Here is a 13,561-nt window from a genome sequence, read left to right on the forward strand (position 1 = left end):
CGATCAGATGGCCAAAAACGGAAATCCGGCGATTTTCCGGATTTCCGTGTTACGGACAGGGGAGGACGCGACAGGTTGGATTGCCTTCTCCTGCTTTGGTGGGGACTTGCCTGAGGCTCTGCCTGCATATCCCGAGGGACTGGAATTACAGCTTGTCAGCCACCCAGTCGGCAAAGCGGGTCGGGATACGTCCTGCTACTTTTCGTTCCAGAGCAATATCGCTGTCACCTAAGTGAGCACCCATGTAGCTGTGATCCCGAAAGTAGCCAAACATCTGCGCCAGTTCGCCAGCCCCCGGGAAGAAGCTGGAGAATACCTCTGCCGGGACTTCCTGATAACTGTAGTGCTTACCCTGCTGCGCCAGGGCTGAGAGGATATCGTCAAAGCTCAGCAGGTCGCCGACCAGTGGCAGGTACTGGCCATTACCTGCAATCCCGGGGGCTTTGAATGCCCCGGCGACGGCATCGCCCAATTGGCTGATATCCGCCATATGAATGCTGCGACTGTCGCGGGCGATCGGCAGTACCCAGCCCGTTGATCCATCCTGTTGCGGCTGGGGGGCAAGGTTGCTGAGGAAGTTCTGATAGAAGAAGGCTGCCACTACGTAGCTGTGGTACTTAAAACCGGCCGCCTCGACCAGCGCATCAACCCGGGCCTTATTGGTAAAGTGGGGCACCTCATACTTGCCGCTGCTGATCGCTTCAACATCAGGCAGCGTAGACCAGATGAAATGCTCGATTCCTGCGCTGCGAGCGGCATCAATCGCATGCCTGGCCTGTGACACTTCATCGGTACCGTTTTCCCAGAAATTGGTAACGGCAAAGACGCCGTAGGCTCCCTCAAAGGCCGCTGCCAGAGATTCAGGCTCATTCAGGTCGGCGGCGATTACCTGGTCGGCTTCACCCTGATAACGATCCGGATGGCGGGTGATTGCGCGGACGGTAAAGTCTGTCTGCTTCTTCAGGGCGTCAACCACGCCTTTACCCTGCTGGCCGGTGGCACCCAATACGACGATTACTTTGTTTTCGTGGCTCATGTCCCGACTCCTCTGTGTGATTTAAGGCAACTGAGATCAGTATATTGATTCAGTAATTGCGCTTATATAGCTATCATTCACACAGTATTGTTGCGTTTTCGGGATAGTGGGTGAGGGTTTGTATGATGGACTTTGAGGGTATGCGGGTATTCGTTGCCATTGCCGACAGCGGCACGCTTACCGGCGCGGCAGATAAGCTTGGCCTGACCAAATCGACCGTCAGCCGGCGACTGGCGGCCTACGAGCACCAGATCGGCTGCAGTTTATTCAGGCGTTCAACCCGGTCGATCTCGCTGACGGATACGGGCAGGCAACATTATGAGCGGGTACGAGAACTGATCCATGAGGCGGAGCAGGCCGTCGCCGAGATCGCCAGCGATAATCCGGAGCCAGCCGGCCTGCTCAGGGTATCGGCATCGTTTTTAGCAGGAGAGACATTACTGGCACCGCTGATCTGGCGCTTTATGGAAAAATATCCCCGGGTGAAGGTTGAGCTGTTGATCACCGATAAGTTTGTCGATCTGATTCGTGAGGGTATCGACTTTACGCTGCGTATGGGTGAGTTGCAGGACTCGGAACTGCTGGTACGAAGGCTGGGTAAAGGCTCCCGGGTGATCGTTGCCAGCGCAGCGCTGATGCAATCCCGTCCGACTCCCGAAACATTAGAGGATCTAAAGCGGATTCCCGCGGTGGTGACCGACCCCGGCAAACAGCTCTGGCGATTTGCTTCGGGTGAGTCTGTTCGGGTGAACTGGGCGATCAGCGCTGGCACCATTCCGTTAGCGCTGGAGGCCTGTCTGAAAGGGTTTGGCATGGCGCTGATTCCTTTCGACTACTGTAAGGCTGCATTGGCGAGCGGCGAGCTGGTTCAGCTACTGCCACAGCACCCGTTGCCTGAAGTCGATATCTCTCTGGTGTATCCGAGGTTGCAGCATCAGAGCCCGGCTGCCCGGGCGTTCCTGCATGAGATCCGTACCTCTGACAGCATGGTCGAATGACTATCCCCTGTCAGATGCTGCTATTTGTCTGCGACGGGCAGTGGATGAAGTTGGTCCAGTGGAATAGATATACCCCGTTCTGCAACGATTTTGACGTGGTGCCGCCTTAGCTGACGCGGTTCGGTAACGCCGCAGGAGTGTGCGATCAGGCCAACGCCGTAGCTGACATATTTGTGGTAATTGGCAACCCGTTGGCTTTTGTCGGTGGGGTCCAGACCCTGCTGCAGGCGTGGATTATGGGTGGTGATGCCGGTTGGGCAGGTGTCTTTATTGCACTGCATCGCCTGGATACAGCCCAGAGAGAACATAAAGCCCCGGGCGGAAGAGACAAAATCAGCCCCCACCGCCAGCGCCCAGGCAACTTTAGAGGGCACGATCAGCTTACCGGATGCGATCACCTTGATCCGTTGTTTCAGCTTGCGTTCGAGCAGCAGATTAACCAGCAGAGGCAGGCTCTCTTTCAGCGTCAGGCCGACATAGTCCATCAGCGGCTGCGGCGCGGCACCGGTGCCGCCGTCGGCGCTGTCGATGGTAATAAAGTCAGGTGCACAGTCGACTCCGCGGCGGACGACCTCATTGAGCAGTGTTTCCAGCCAGGCGGTCTCGCCGATCACGGCTTTAAAACCTACCGGCTTACCGGTGACGCGGCGGATACGCCCGATCATATCCAGCAGGTCTGCAGCCGACCGGATATCCGGGTGACCGTTGGGGCTGATAGAGGCCTCGCCACTCGGAATCCCCCTGATGGCCGCGATCTCATCCGTTACCTTGGCTGCCGGCAGGATGCCGCCTTTGCCGGGTTTAGCCCCCTGGCTCATCTTGATCTCGAACATCTTAACCTGCGGATGGGCGGCGACTTCGGCCAGCTTGGCATCACTCAGTCTGCCTGCGCTATCACGCACCCCGTATTTGGCGGTACCGATCTGATAAACCAGGTCGCAGCCCCCCTCCAGATGATAGGGGCTGAGGCCGCCCTCGCCGGTATTCAGCCAGCATCCCGCCAGCCGTGCACCCCGGGAGAGTGCCAGTACGGCAGGGCGGGAGATGGCGCCGTAACTCATGCCGGAGATGTTGAAAAGCGAACGGGTGGCGTAAGGATGTGGGCAATCGGGGCCGATGACCACCTCGGCGGGATCGACCGCATCTTCTTCCAGCGTGGGAAAGGCACAGTTCATAAACAGGATAGTGCCGGGTGGGTCGAGGTTGCGGGTGGAGCCGAAGGCGATCATACGATCAACATCCTTGGCAGCGCGGTAGACCCAGCTGCGTTCAGCACGGTTAAAAGGCATCTCCTCGCGGTCCATGGCGAAGAAGTACTGGCGGAAAAACTCGCCCTGTTTTTCAAACAGGTAGCGAAAACGGCCAATAACCGGATAGTTGCGCCGGATCGCCTGCTTGGTCTGGCGTACATCAGAGATATACATACAGATCACAACCAGCAGGCTGCTGCCAACAAGAAAGATAAACAAAGCCGACATCAGCTCAAGCGAGAACAACAGGAATTGACCGATCTCCAGCATAGGTCCTCCGAAGGCTCCAAGCGGAGCGGTGTCAGAATATGGGGCTTCCTTCAGTAAAGCAGAGCCCGCTGAATCGATGGTGAAAAAGCCTGTGGCAGCCAGCCATGACCGCCGTGTTCAGGTCAACGCTATGCAGAGGGTTGCGCAGGGGGAAGGGCTAAGCAGATAGCCTCACTCTTTATCGACCTGCCAGGTGTCGCGGCGGCTAACTGTCGTGATGCCTGCTGCCGAAGGCGCCGAGTGCGACTGCGCCCGGCAGGTGGCATTTTGACCCACGCGGCCTGGTTACTGCTTTTTCAGTCGATAGGCCAGGGCCGGTCGGGTCAGGCCGAGCAGGCGGGCTGCTTTAGAGACATTGCCGTCGGCGCGATTCATGGCCGCGTTGATCAGCTCCGTTTCCAGCTCATCCATATTCAGGCCTTCATCGATCAGCTGATCGCACAGGTTTTGTTCTGTGCTGGAATTTTCTTCCTCGGCCGGGGTCGCCAGTTGTCCTTTGCTGTTGATCACATTGAGCGGGTGACTCGGTTCGGCCAGCGATGGGAAGAAACACTCAAGATCGATGCTCTGGTTGTTCTCCGCCAGAATCACCCCGCGCTCGATCATATTCTCCAGTTCACGGATATTGCCCGGCCACTTGTAGGCGGTGAGTGCCTGGGTGGCGCGTTCCGATACCCCGAGCGTTTGCTTATTGTAGAGGGCATGGTATTTAACGATAAAATGCTCGATCAATAGCGGAATATCTTCTAAACGCTCGCGAAGTGGTGGTATATGCACCGGGTAGACATTGAGCCGGTAGTACAGATCCGCGCGGAAACGCCCCTGTTTGACTGCCTCTTCCAGGTCTTCATTGGTGGCAGCGACCACCCGCACATCGATCCGGCGGGTGCGGTTATCGCCCACCCGTTCCAGCTCGCTCTCCTGCAGCACCCGCAATAGGGTGGCCTGGGCGCGCGGCGAGAGTTCGATTACCTCATCGAGAAAGATAGTGCCGTGGTTGGCGCGCTCAAACTTGCCTTCGCGCGATTGGGTAGCCCCGGTAAAGGCGCCTTTTTCAACCCCGAACAGTTCGGCTTCAATCAGGTCCGGTGGAATACAGGCGCAGTTAACGGCCACGAAGGGGGCTTCGCTGCGGTCGCTGCCGGAGTGCAGCCCCCGGGCGACTACCTCTTTACCGACGCCGGTTTCGCCTTGCAGCAGTACCGTGACCTTGCTTTTGGAGGCCTTTTTGATCAGGTGACAGACGTTCTTAAAGGCACCGGAGTGGCCGACGGAATTGATCAGGATATCGTCGTCGCTGCCCTGATGGCGGAAGTTGGCTTTAAGGTTATCGATCTGGCGGTGCAGGCTGATCAGCTCTTCGGTGACCGAATCAGGCATCAGGTAACGTTCCTGCTCCTCAAGGTCATCCCACTCATCGGCCGGTTTACCGATGATATGGCAGAAGTCCTTGCCGGTACCGGCGCAGCTGATCTCCTTAAACAGGATTTTGCGACCCATGTAGTAGGTGGAATAGCCGCTGGCATAGCCGATCATCTCCCAGCAGATAGGGTCTTCCGAATAGCCGAATTCGCTGACGTGGGCGTCGACCTCGTAGGAATCAAACCATTTGAACTCGCCGTAAAATTCGCCTTTCTCGACATCAAAGGCCAGTTCCAGCGGTTCGACCTTTACCATCCCCTTAATACTGTGCAGCTGCGGCCCGACAAAGAACGCTTCGGCGCTGGAGAGGTCGGGGCGTACTTTATGTGCCAGCTCGGCATCTTTCAGTCCGGACTGAAAGCCAAAACGCATCAGAAAGCCTTTGGTTCGCTCAACGCCAAGGGTATCGATCAGCTCTTTGCGCAGCGAACTCATCGCCGAAGAGTGGAACAACAACATCCTTCGTTCGTTCAGCCAGATTTTTCCTTCGCTGCTATCAAACTGTATCTCCGCAATCAGATCCTGCGTCTCCGGAAACTCAAGCTTGGCGGCTTTGTTCATGGAACTGTGCTCCAGTCTTTTTGTTTTTATATGTCTGTATTTTGGCACTAAAAGTCACACTTTATAGTTGATTGTCTGTAAACGTGATTAACATAACAAATCCGCGCCGAGCCTCAAGGCAGCTCTGAAAATCTGGCTTCGCTGTGTTTAATCTGGTGTTTTCAGCAGATGATCAAATCATCACTTTCCGTGCTTTGTCTTAATCATTTGATCATCTTTTCACCGGGTGTCGTCAAGCCCCCCGTTCTCGGTTTTGTTCCGGATTACGAATAGTTTCTTAGCTGTTTGTCATTAACAACCTCAATAAAAACAAAGGCTTATTTTGTTTTTTCTGAAGGGCGAAAAATTTTTATTCGCTGTCTGGCACGGCCATTGCTCTTACCCATTCGTGATCAACCGAAAAGTAAGAGAGCGATATGGCCACTGCACAACCAGACAACAGCACCCCCAGCACATCGCCAGGCGCGTTTGAAAACCTGGTGAAGTACGTGAGGGTGCGCAGCAGCGAGAACGCCCGGTTTGTTGAGTTTGACTTTGCCATCAGCGATCCGTCGCTGTTTGTCGAACTGGTGATGCCGCGCGGTGCCTTTGATCTCTTCTGCCAGAAACACAGGGTCGTCCATATGAGTACCGCACAGATGGCCGCGGTGGATGCCGAGATGGAGAAATGGCGTTACGGCACTGAAACCCTGATGGCAGAAAACCACGCCCATTCCGGCCAATAAAAATAATCAGCAGCATGGAACCGTTCGATGAGTATTGAAATAAAAACCGCCACGCTGGAACCCGTCCGAAATACCTTCGCGCACATTGAGCGCCGCTTCGGCGATAAACCTGCGACCCGTTATCAGGAGGCGACCTACGATGTGGCCTCCGATGTGAACTTTCACTACCGCCCCCTGTGGCAGCCGGAGCGGGAGCTGAACGACCCGCGTCGCACCGCGATTGTGATGGCGGACTGGTATGCCTTCCGCGATCCACGCCAGTACTACTACGGCGCCTATGTGCAGCAGCGCGCCAAGATGCAGGAAGTGGCTGAGAGCAACTATGCCTTCTTCGAAAAGCGCAATCTGGCGGCGCGGATGGACGAATCCCTCAAGGCGAAGATCATCCACTGCCTGCTACCACTGCGCCATGTGGAGCACGCCGCCAACCTCAACAACATGTATGGCTCAGCCTACGGCTATGGCACCGCGATCACCCAGGCGCTGCTCTACAACGGAATGGACCGGCTGGGGATCGCCCAGTACCTGTCGCGCATCGGCCTGATGCTGGACGGTAACAGCGGTGATTCGCTGGCGGAATCGAAGCGCTACTGGATGGACGATCCCTGCTGGCAGGGCATCCGCGCCTGCTGCGAAGAGATGATGGTGACCGAAGACTGGTTTGAGGTGTTTCTGGCGCAGGATCTGCTGCTGGACGGTCTGGTCGGCGAACTGGTCTACCAGCAGTTCGACCAGTGGCTGCTGGAAAACGGCGCCCAGGATATCGCCATGCTGACCGAGTTTATGCAGCAGTGGCAGAAGGACACCAATCGCTGGGTCGATGCCACGGTCAAAGTCGCCGTGACTGAATCGGAACAGAACCGGAGTCAGATCGAAGCCTGGATCGGCGGCTGGCGACAGAAAATTGAGGCCGCGCTGGCACCCTGGGCAGAACAGATGCTGGGGCCTGAGGCGCTGGCACAGGCCAGCGCGGTGCTGGACAAGCGTCTTACCAAATCCGGTCTCAGCAGCTAAGGAAGTGACCCATGTCGAAGGTTTATATCGCACTGCAAAACAACGATGACAGCCGCTTTATTGTCGAGGCGATCGAACAGGATAACCCCGATGTCACGGTGATCCATATGCCTGCCATGGTGCGGGTGGAGAACGAGGGGCGGCTGGATATCCGACGTGAAACCGTGGAAGAGGTGATGGGGCGTGACTGGGAGGTGCAGGAGCTGCACCTCAACCTGATCACCCTCGGCGGCAACGTCGAAGAGGACGACGACGGCATCTCCCTGCACTGGAACGAATAACAATAAGGCAACTGATCATGGCAGCTAAGAAACTCAATATTAAAGACAAGTACCGCCTGCTGACCCGCGACCTGGACTGGGAGTTCTCCTACGAGGATCGCAAAGCGGCGTTTCCATTCGAAGAGTTTGAAGGGATCAAGATTACCGACTGGTCGAAGTGGGAAGATCCGTTTCGCCTGACAATGGACAGCTACTGGAAATACCAGGCCGAGAAGGAGAAGAAGCTCTATGCCATCTTCGATGCCTTCTCCCAGAACAACGGCCACCTGAACGTCTCTGATCCGCGTTATGTCAACGCTATCAAGCTGTTTCTGACCGGGGTGTCGCCGCTGGAATATCAGGCCTACCAAGGCTTTGCCCATGTCGGACGTCAGTTTGGCGGTGTCGGCGCACGGGTGGCCTGCCAGATGCAGTCGCTGGATGAGCTGCGCCATGTGCAGACCCAGATTCACGCCATGAGCCACTACAACAAGTTCTTCGATGGCTTTCAGGAATACAGCCATATGCACGACCGGGTCTGGTACCTGTCGGTGCCGAAGTCGTTTTTCAACGATGCCCGCGCGGCCGGGCCGTTCGAGTTTATGGTGGCGATCGGCTTCTCGTTTGAATATGTGCTGACCAACCTGCTGTTCGTACCCTTTATGTCCGGAGCCGCCCACAACGGTGATATGGCGACGGTAACCTTTGGCTTCTCGGCCCAGTCCGACGAGGCGCGCCATATGACGCTGGGGCTGGAGATCATCAAGTTCCTGCTGGAGCAGCATGAAGACAATGTACCGATTGTGCAGAAGTGGATCGATAAATGGTTCTGGCGCGGTACCCGGCTGCTGACCATCGTTGCGATGATGATGGACTACATGCTGCCGAATAAGGTGATGTCCTGGAAAGAGGGCTGGGAGGTCTACTTCGAGGAGGCCGGTGGCGCACTGTTTAAGGATCTGGCCCGCTATGGCATCCGCATGCCGAAATATGCCGAAGTGATCGAAAAGGAGAAAGAACATATCTCCCATCAGGCCTGGTGGACTTTCTACACCCACGGCCATGCTGCCGGTTTTCACACCTGGATTCCAACCGATGAAGAGCTGGACTGGCTGAGCGAGAAGTACCCGGACACCTTCGACAAGTACTACCGCCCACGCTGGGAGCTGGCGAAAGAGCTGGAGGCCAAGGGCGAGCGCTTCTACACCAGCGGCCTGCCGCAGCTGTGTCAGACCTGCCAGATCCCGATGCTGTTCACTGAGATGGACCAGCCGACTAAAACCAGCCACCGCGAAAGCCTCTATAACGGTGAGCGTTACCACTTCTGCTCTGATGGCTGTAAGGACATCTTCGACGACGAACCGGAGAAGTTTGTCCAGGCCTGGTTGCCGGTACACCAGATCTTCCAGGGCAACTGCGGCGGACCGGATGTGCTCGACATCCTCAAGGATTACTACCGCATGAATCACGGCAGCGACAATCTGGATATGAAAGGCTCGCCGGATGAGGCGCGCTGGAAAGCCTGGAAAGGGGTGGCCTGAGCGATTCAGGCCGTTCACGCCAAAAACAAGAATGAACGGGTATCACTATGTCAGTAAGAGCCTTACAGGATAACTACCGCGGCGAGGTGCTGGATGCGCGGGAAAACTTCGGCGGCAACATCATCGTCTACTTCGGCTGGGAGGAGCATCAGTTCTTCTGCGCCGCCAAGGCCTTTCCGCTCAGCCCGGAAATGGGCTGGGGCGATGTGATCGACCAGATCATGCCGGAGGCATTTGCCCAGCATCCTGAGTTTGAAAAGATCGACTGGTCGCAAGCGCAATGGACGCTGGACAACGCGCCGCTGCAGCCGCAGCGAGAGCAGAGCCTGCAGCAGCTGGGCGCCGGTCATAAGTCCTGTTTTCGTTTCACCACCCCGGGCCTGAATGGCTATCAGGGTGCGGGTGTCTGAGGAGGTGGATTATGTCTTATGAAGTCACCATCGAGCCAACCGGCGACGTGATTGAGTTGGATGAAGGCCAGACGTTGCTGGATGCAGCCCTGCGTCAGGGCGTCTGGCTGCCTTTTGCCTGCGGTCACGGTACCTGTGGAACCTGCAAGGTTCAGGTACTGGATGGCGATGTTGATCACGGCGAAGCCTCCGGTTTTGCATTGATGGACATCGAGCGCGACGAGGGCAAGGTACTGGCCTGCTGCTGTACCGCAGAATCAGATCTGACCATCGAAGCGGATATCGATGTCGATCCGGACTTTGCCGGCCACCCGGTGCAGGACTTTGTCGCCACCGTCAGTGAAGTACGCAACCTGTCGCCGACCATCAAGGGAATCTGGCTGTCTCTGGACCGGGATATTGAGTTTCAGGCCGGGCAATACATCAACCTGCATATCCCCGGGGTTGAGGGCGTGCGCGCCTTCTCCATCGCCAGCAAGCCCAGCGACAAGCGCAATATCGAACTGCATGTGCGCCATGTGCCTGATGGCAAGGGTACTACGTATCTGCATCAGCAACTGCAGGTGGGCGACACCCTCGACCTGAGCGGGCCTTATGGCCAGTTCTTTACCCGCAAATCGGATGATCAGGATGCGATCTTTATTGGCGGTGGCTCCGGTGTATCCAGCCCCCAGTCGATGATTATGGATCTGCTGGAGGAAGGCGACAGCCGCCAGATCTACCTGTTCCAGGGGGCGCGAAACCTGAGCGAACTCTACAACCACGAACTCTATCAGCAACTGGCCGGGCAGCATGACAACTTCCATTACATTCCGGCGTTGAACGCGCCGGAGGCAGACGATAACTGGCAGGGCTTTACCGGCTATGTGCATGAAGCGGCCAAAGAGCATTTTTCCGAGCGTTTCAGCGGCCATAAAGCCTATCTCTGCGGCCCGCCGCCGATGATCGACTCCGCTATATCGGCATTGATGCAGGGGCGGTTGTTTGAACGCGATATCCATATGGAGCAGTTCTTTACCGCCGCTGACGGGGCCGAAGGCCAGAACCGCTCGGCACTGTTCAAGCGCATCTGAGCTGAACAATGCCATGAAGACAGCCAACGACAACGAACGGTATCCGATCAGCGTGATTAACCGCGACAGCCGGTTTGTCTGCGATGAATCCCAGACCCTGTTAGGGGGTATGGAAGCGCAGGCACTGGCGGTGATTCGGGTGGGGTGTCGCGGCGGTGGCTGCGGGATGTGCAAGATCCGCATCCTCGACGGAGCGTTTGAGTCGAAACGGATGAGCCGGGCGCATATCTCCGAAGCCGAAGCGGCCGAAGGATATGCGCTGGCCTGCCGGGTGTTTCCACGCAGCCCGATGCTGATCGAATCGGATCACTTCAGCGCTACGGCGCCCGATAACAACCACAATAGCGATAACCATGAGGTCCGGCCGGGGAACGCCGCAACCGGCTGCGACGAGATGAATCAAACCCAGAATAAGAACAGCCAGGGGACGATGTTATGAGAAAAGGTGTGATGAGACCGGGACACGTGCAGCTGCGCGTGCTGGATATGGAGGAGGCTCTGGGCCACTACCGTGATCTGCTGGGCCTGATAGAGGTCGAGCGAGACAGTGCTGGCCGGGTTTACCTGAAAGGCTGGACCGAGGTTGATAAATTCTCTGTGGTTCTGCGTGAGACAGATACCCCGGGTATGGATTTTATGGCCTTTAAGGTGCTGGACGATCAGGTACTGGAACAGTTGCAGGGCGAGCTGGTGGCCTATGGCTGTCAGGTTGAAGTGATCCCAGCCGGTGAGCTGAACGGCTGCGGCCGCCGGGTGCGTTTTGAAGCACCGACCGGACATGTGTTTGAACTCTTTGCCGATAAGGAGCAGACCGGCAAGTGGGGGCTGGATGCGGTAAATCCGGAAGCCTGGCCACGCGACCTGACCGGTATGAAAGCCACCCGTTTCGATCACTGCCTGCTGTATGGCGACGATATTGACGGCACCCTGACACTGTTCCGCGATGTGCTTGGCTTTGAACTGGCTGAACAGGTGGTGGGCGAAGAAGAGGAGAAACTGGCTCTGTTTATGACGGTCTCCACCAAGGCGCATGACGTAGCGTTCATCAAGCATCCGGAGAAAAACAAGTTCCACCATGCCTCCTTCCTGCTGGAAACCTGGGAGGATGTGCTGCGCGCCGCCGACCTGATCTCCATGCATGATGTATCGCTGGATATAGGCCCGACCCGACACGGCCTGACCCACGGCAAGACCATCTATTTCTTCGACCCGTCCGGCAACCGCTCCGAAGTATTCTGCGGCGGCGACTACCACTATCCGGATCACCCCACCGTAACCTGGACCGGCGACAAGCTGGGTAAGGCGATCTTCTACCACGATCGTCAGCTGAACGAGCGTTTCCTGACCGCACTGACCTGATCAGGCCACTGTTGCGACTGCAGCCTGCGGCGGCACCCCCTTCGCCGCCGCAGGCTGTCCCGCACGCCCGTCATAGGATTGAGAACACCCGATGAAAACATTTAAACACTTTATAAACGGCGACTTTGTCAGTTCGTCCAGTGGCCGCCAGTTTGAGAACCGCTGTCCGGTCGACGGCAGCCTGATCGGTATGGTTCATGAAGCCGGACAGGCCGAAGTGGATGCTGCCGTGCAGGCGGCCCGCGCCGCACTGGACGGTCCATGGGGGCAGATGACTCAGGCGCAGCGTATCGAGTTGCTGAACAAGGTAGCCGATCGCATCAATGAACGCTTTGAGGAATTTCTCGAAGCCGAGTGTCGTGACACCGGCAAGCCCCGCTCACTCGCCAGCCATATCGATATTCCCCGTGGCGCGGCCAACTTTAAGGCCTTCTCCGAAACCCTGGCCAACCATCCGACCGAATCCTTCAAGCTGGATACTCCCGACGGTGCCGGGGCACTGAACTACGGTGTGCGTAAGCCGAAAGGCGTCATTGCCGTGATCAGTCCCTGGAACCTGCCGCTGTTGCTGATGACCTGGAAGGTTGGCCCGGCGCTGGCCTGCGGCAACACCGTGGTGGTGAAACCCTCGGAAGAAACGCCGGCCACCACCACTTTACTGGGTGAAGTGATGCAGGAGTGTGGCGTGCCGGCGGGTGTCTACAACGTCGTACATGGCTTCGGGCCGGACTCGGCCGGTGAATTCCTCACCAGCCATCAGGAGATCGATGCCATTACCTTTACCGGTGAAACCCGCACCGGCGAGATCATTATGCAGGCGGCGGCGGTTGGCCTGCGCGATATCTCGATGGAATGCGGCGGTAAGAACCCGGGCATCGTCTTTGCCGACTGCGATATGGATAAGGCGATCGAGGGCACCATGCGCTCTGTCTTCGCCAATTGCGGTCAGGTTTGCCTCGGCACCGAAAGGGTCTACGTGGAACGGCCGATTTTCGACGAGTTCGTCAAACGCCTGGCCGAAACCGCCGCCGGCCTCAAGCTGGGCCGCCCAGAGGACCCGGACGCTAACTTCGGCCCGCTGGTCTCGCTGGAGCACCGCGACAAGGTGCTGAGCTACTACCGGCTGGCAGTGGAAGAGGGTGCCAGGGTGGTGCTCGGCGGTGGAGTCCCCGATATGGGAGCCGAGCTGAACGAAGGTGCCTGGATCGAGCCGACCATCTGGACCGGTCTGTCTGATGATGCCCGCGTTGTCAACGAAGAGATCTTTGGCCCCTGCTGCCATATCCGTCCATTCGACCGCGAAGAGGAAGTGATCGAACTGGCCAACAGCACCGACTATGGCCTCGCCTGTGCCATCTGGACCGAAAACAGCGCCCGCGCCGTGCGCGTCGCCGAACAGATGGAAACCGGTCTGGTGTGGGTAAACAGCTGGTTCCTGCGTGACCTGCGTACCGCATTTGGCGGTGCCAAGCAGTCCGGCATCGGACGTGAGGGCGGAGTGCATAGCCTGGAGTTTTATACCGAACTTAAAAACGTCTGCATCAAGCTCTGACGCAGTCTTTTGTTTTATGACTGCGTTGCCGGAGCGATCTGCGTTGCTCATTAAGCCAGGGATCGCCAGCAAGCTGGCTCCTACGGTAGT

Annotated in this window: 13 protein-coding genes; 10 read left to right on the top strand and 3 right to left on the bottom strand. The window is 57.2% G+C overall.

Annotated elements, in window-relative coordinates; all coding sequences use genetic code 11:
- Positions 1 to 145 precede the first annotated feature (145 nt).
- Positions 146 to 1,036, bottom strand: coding sequence for an NmrA/HSCARG family protein (locus Q354_RS0100805; protein WP_027855943.1), 891 nt, complete (start codon positions 1,034 to 1,036; stop codon positions 146 to 148).
- Between the two features lie 122 nt (positions 1,037 to 1,158).
- On the opposite strand from Q354_RS0100805, the gene Q354_RS0100810 reads away from it, so the two are divergent.
- Positions 1,159 to 2,034, top strand: coding sequence for a LysR family transcriptional regulator (locus Q354_RS0100810; protein ID WP_027855944.1), 876 nt, complete (start codon positions 1,159 to 1,161; stop codon positions 2,032 to 2,034).
- Between the two features lie 20 nt (positions 2,035 to 2,054).
- Here the strand turns inward: Q354_RS0100810 and Q354_RS0100815 are convergent, their stop codons facing one another.
- Positions 2,055 to 3,554 carry an FMN-binding glutamate synthase family protein gene (locus Q354_RS0100815; RefSeq protein WP_036228145.1) on the bottom strand — a complete coding sequence of 500 codons (1,500 nt, stop codon included), beginning with the start codon at positions 3,552 to 3,554 and terminating at the stop codon, positions 2,055 to 2,057.
- 285 nt (positions 3,555 to 3,839) lie between these two features.
- Positions 3,840 to 5,537: a sigma-54-dependent Fis family transcriptional regulator gene (locus tag Q354_RS0100820; RefSeq protein ID WP_027855946.1), complete on the bottom strand. Its 1,698-nt coding sequence runs from the start codon at positions 5,535 to 5,537 to the stop codon at positions 3,840 to 3,842.
- A 416-nt stretch (positions 5,538 to 5,953) separates the two neighbouring features.
- Here Q354_RS0100820 and Q354_RS0100825 point away from each other — a divergent pair, with 416 nt between their 5' ends.
- From Q354_RS0100825 to Q354_RS0100865, 9 genes are all read left to right on the top strand, one after another.
- The gene (locus Q354_RS0100825) at positions 5,954 to 6,262 is read left to right on the top strand and encodes a phenol hydroxylase subunit (RefSeq protein WP_027855947.1); all 309 of its coding nucleotides are present in this window, start codon (positions 5,954 to 5,956) and stop codon (positions 6,260 to 6,262) included.
- A 27-nt stretch (positions 6,263 to 6,289) separates the two neighbouring features.
- Entirely contained in the window at positions 6,290 to 7,276 is a 987-nt protein-coding gene (locus Q354_RS0100830; RefSeq protein ID WP_027855948.1) for an aromatic/alkene monooxygenase hydroxylase subunit beta, read from the top strand.
- An 11-nt stretch (positions 7,277 to 7,287) separates the two neighbouring features.
- A complete protein-coding gene (locus Q354_RS0100835; protein WP_027855949.1) occupies positions 7,288 to 7,557 on the top strand; it encodes an MmoB/DmpM family protein in 270 nt (89 codons plus the stop codon).
- A 17-nt stretch (positions 7,558 to 7,574) separates the two neighbouring features.
- Positions 7,575 to 9,077: an aromatic/alkene/methane monooxygenase hydroxylase/oxygenase subunit alpha gene (locus Q354_RS0100840; RefSeq protein WP_027855950.1), complete on the top strand. Its 1,503-nt coding sequence runs from the start codon at positions 7,575 to 7,577 to the stop codon at positions 9,075 to 9,077.
- Between the two features lie 47 nt (positions 9,078 to 9,124).
- Complete coding sequence (locus Q354_RS0100845; RefSeq protein WP_027855951.1) at positions 9,125 to 9,487, top strand: phenol hydroxylase subunit P4; 363 nt, start codon at positions 9,125 to 9,127, stop codon at positions 9,485 to 9,487.
- An 11-nt stretch (positions 9,488 to 9,498) separates the two neighbouring features.
- Positions 9,499 to 10,560: an NADH:ubiquinone reductase (Na(+)-transporting) subunit F gene (locus Q354_RS0100850; RefSeq protein ID WP_027855952.1), complete on the top strand. Its 1,062-nt coding sequence runs from the start codon at positions 9,499 to 9,501 to the stop codon at positions 10,558 to 10,560.
- A 13-nt stretch (positions 10,561 to 10,573) separates the two neighbouring features.
- Entirely contained in the window at positions 10,574 to 10,999 is a 426-nt protein-coding gene (locus Q354_RS24145; RefSeq protein ID WP_084332420.1) for a 2Fe-2S iron-sulfur cluster-binding protein, read from the top strand.
- 11 nt (positions 11,000 to 11,010) lie between these two features.
- Complete coding sequence (locus tag Q354_RS0100860; RefSeq protein WP_456085361.1) at positions 11,011 to 11,919, top strand: catechol 2,3-dioxygenase; 909 nt, start codon at positions 11,011 to 11,013, stop codon at positions 11,917 to 11,919.
- A 91-nt stretch (positions 11,920 to 12,010) separates the two neighbouring features.
- Entirely contained in the window at positions 12,011 to 13,471 is a 1,461-nt protein-coding gene (locus tag Q354_RS0100865; RefSeq protein WP_027855954.1) for a 2-hydroxymuconic semialdehyde dehydrogenase, read from the top strand.
- Positions 13,472 to 13,561 lie beyond the last annotated feature (90 nt).

This window comes from Marinobacterium jannaschii DSM 6295 (assembly GCF_000620085.1).
Lineage (GTDB): Bacteria > Pseudomonadota > Gammaproteobacteria > Pseudomonadales > Balneatricaceae > Pontibacterium > Pontibacterium jannaschii.

Bases quoted from the DNA above. Each gene is read 5' to 3' on its own strand.
- Q354_RS0100805 (WP_027855943.1), bottom strand. From the start codon at position 1,036: ATGAGCCACGAAAACAAAGTAATCGTCGTATTGGGTGCCACCGGCCAG.
- Q354_RS0100810 (WP_027855944.1), top strand. From the start codon at position 1,159: ATGATGGACTTTGAGGGTATGCGGGTATTCGTTGCCATTGCCGACAGC.
- Q354_RS0100815 (WP_036228145.1), bottom strand. From the start codon at position 3,554: ATGCTGGAGATCGGTCAATTCCTGTTGTTCTCGCTTGAGCTGATGTCG.
- Q354_RS0100820 (WP_027855946.1), bottom strand. From the start codon at position 5,537: ATGAACAAAGCCGCCAAGCTTGAGTTTCCGGAGACGCAGGATCTGATT.
- Q354_RS0100825 (WP_027855947.1), top strand. From the start codon at position 5,954: ATGGCCACTGCACAACCAGACAACAGCACCCCCAGCACATCGCCAGGC.
- Q354_RS0100830 (WP_027855948.1), top strand. From the start codon at position 6,290: ATGAGTATTGAAATAAAAACCGCCACGCTGGAACCCGTCCGAAATACC.
- Q354_RS0100835 (WP_027855949.1), top strand. From the start codon at position 7,288: ATGTCGAAGGTTTATATCGCACTGCAAAACAACGATGACAGCCGCTTT.
- Q354_RS0100840 (WP_027855950.1), top strand. From the start codon at position 7,575: ATGGCAGCTAAGAAACTCAATATTAAAGACAAGTACCGCCTGCTGACC.
- Q354_RS0100845 (WP_027855951.1), top strand. From the start codon at position 9,125: ATGTCAGTAAGAGCCTTACAGGATAACTACCGCGGCGAGGTGCTGGAT.
- Q354_RS0100850 (WP_027855952.1), top strand. From the start codon at position 9,499: ATGTCTTATGAAGTCACCATCGAGCCAACCGGCGACGTGATTGAGTTG.
- Q354_RS24145 (WP_084332420.1), top strand. From the start codon at position 10,574: ATGAAGACAGCCAACGACAACGAACGGTATCCGATCAGCGTGATTAAC.
- Q354_RS0100860 (WP_456085361.1), top strand. From the start codon at position 11,011: ATGAGACCGGGACACGTGCAGCTGCGCGTGCTGGATATGGAGGAGGCT.
- Q354_RS0100865 (WP_027855954.1), top strand. From the start codon at position 12,011: ATGAAAACATTTAAACACTTTATAAACGGCGACTTTGTCAGTTCGTCC.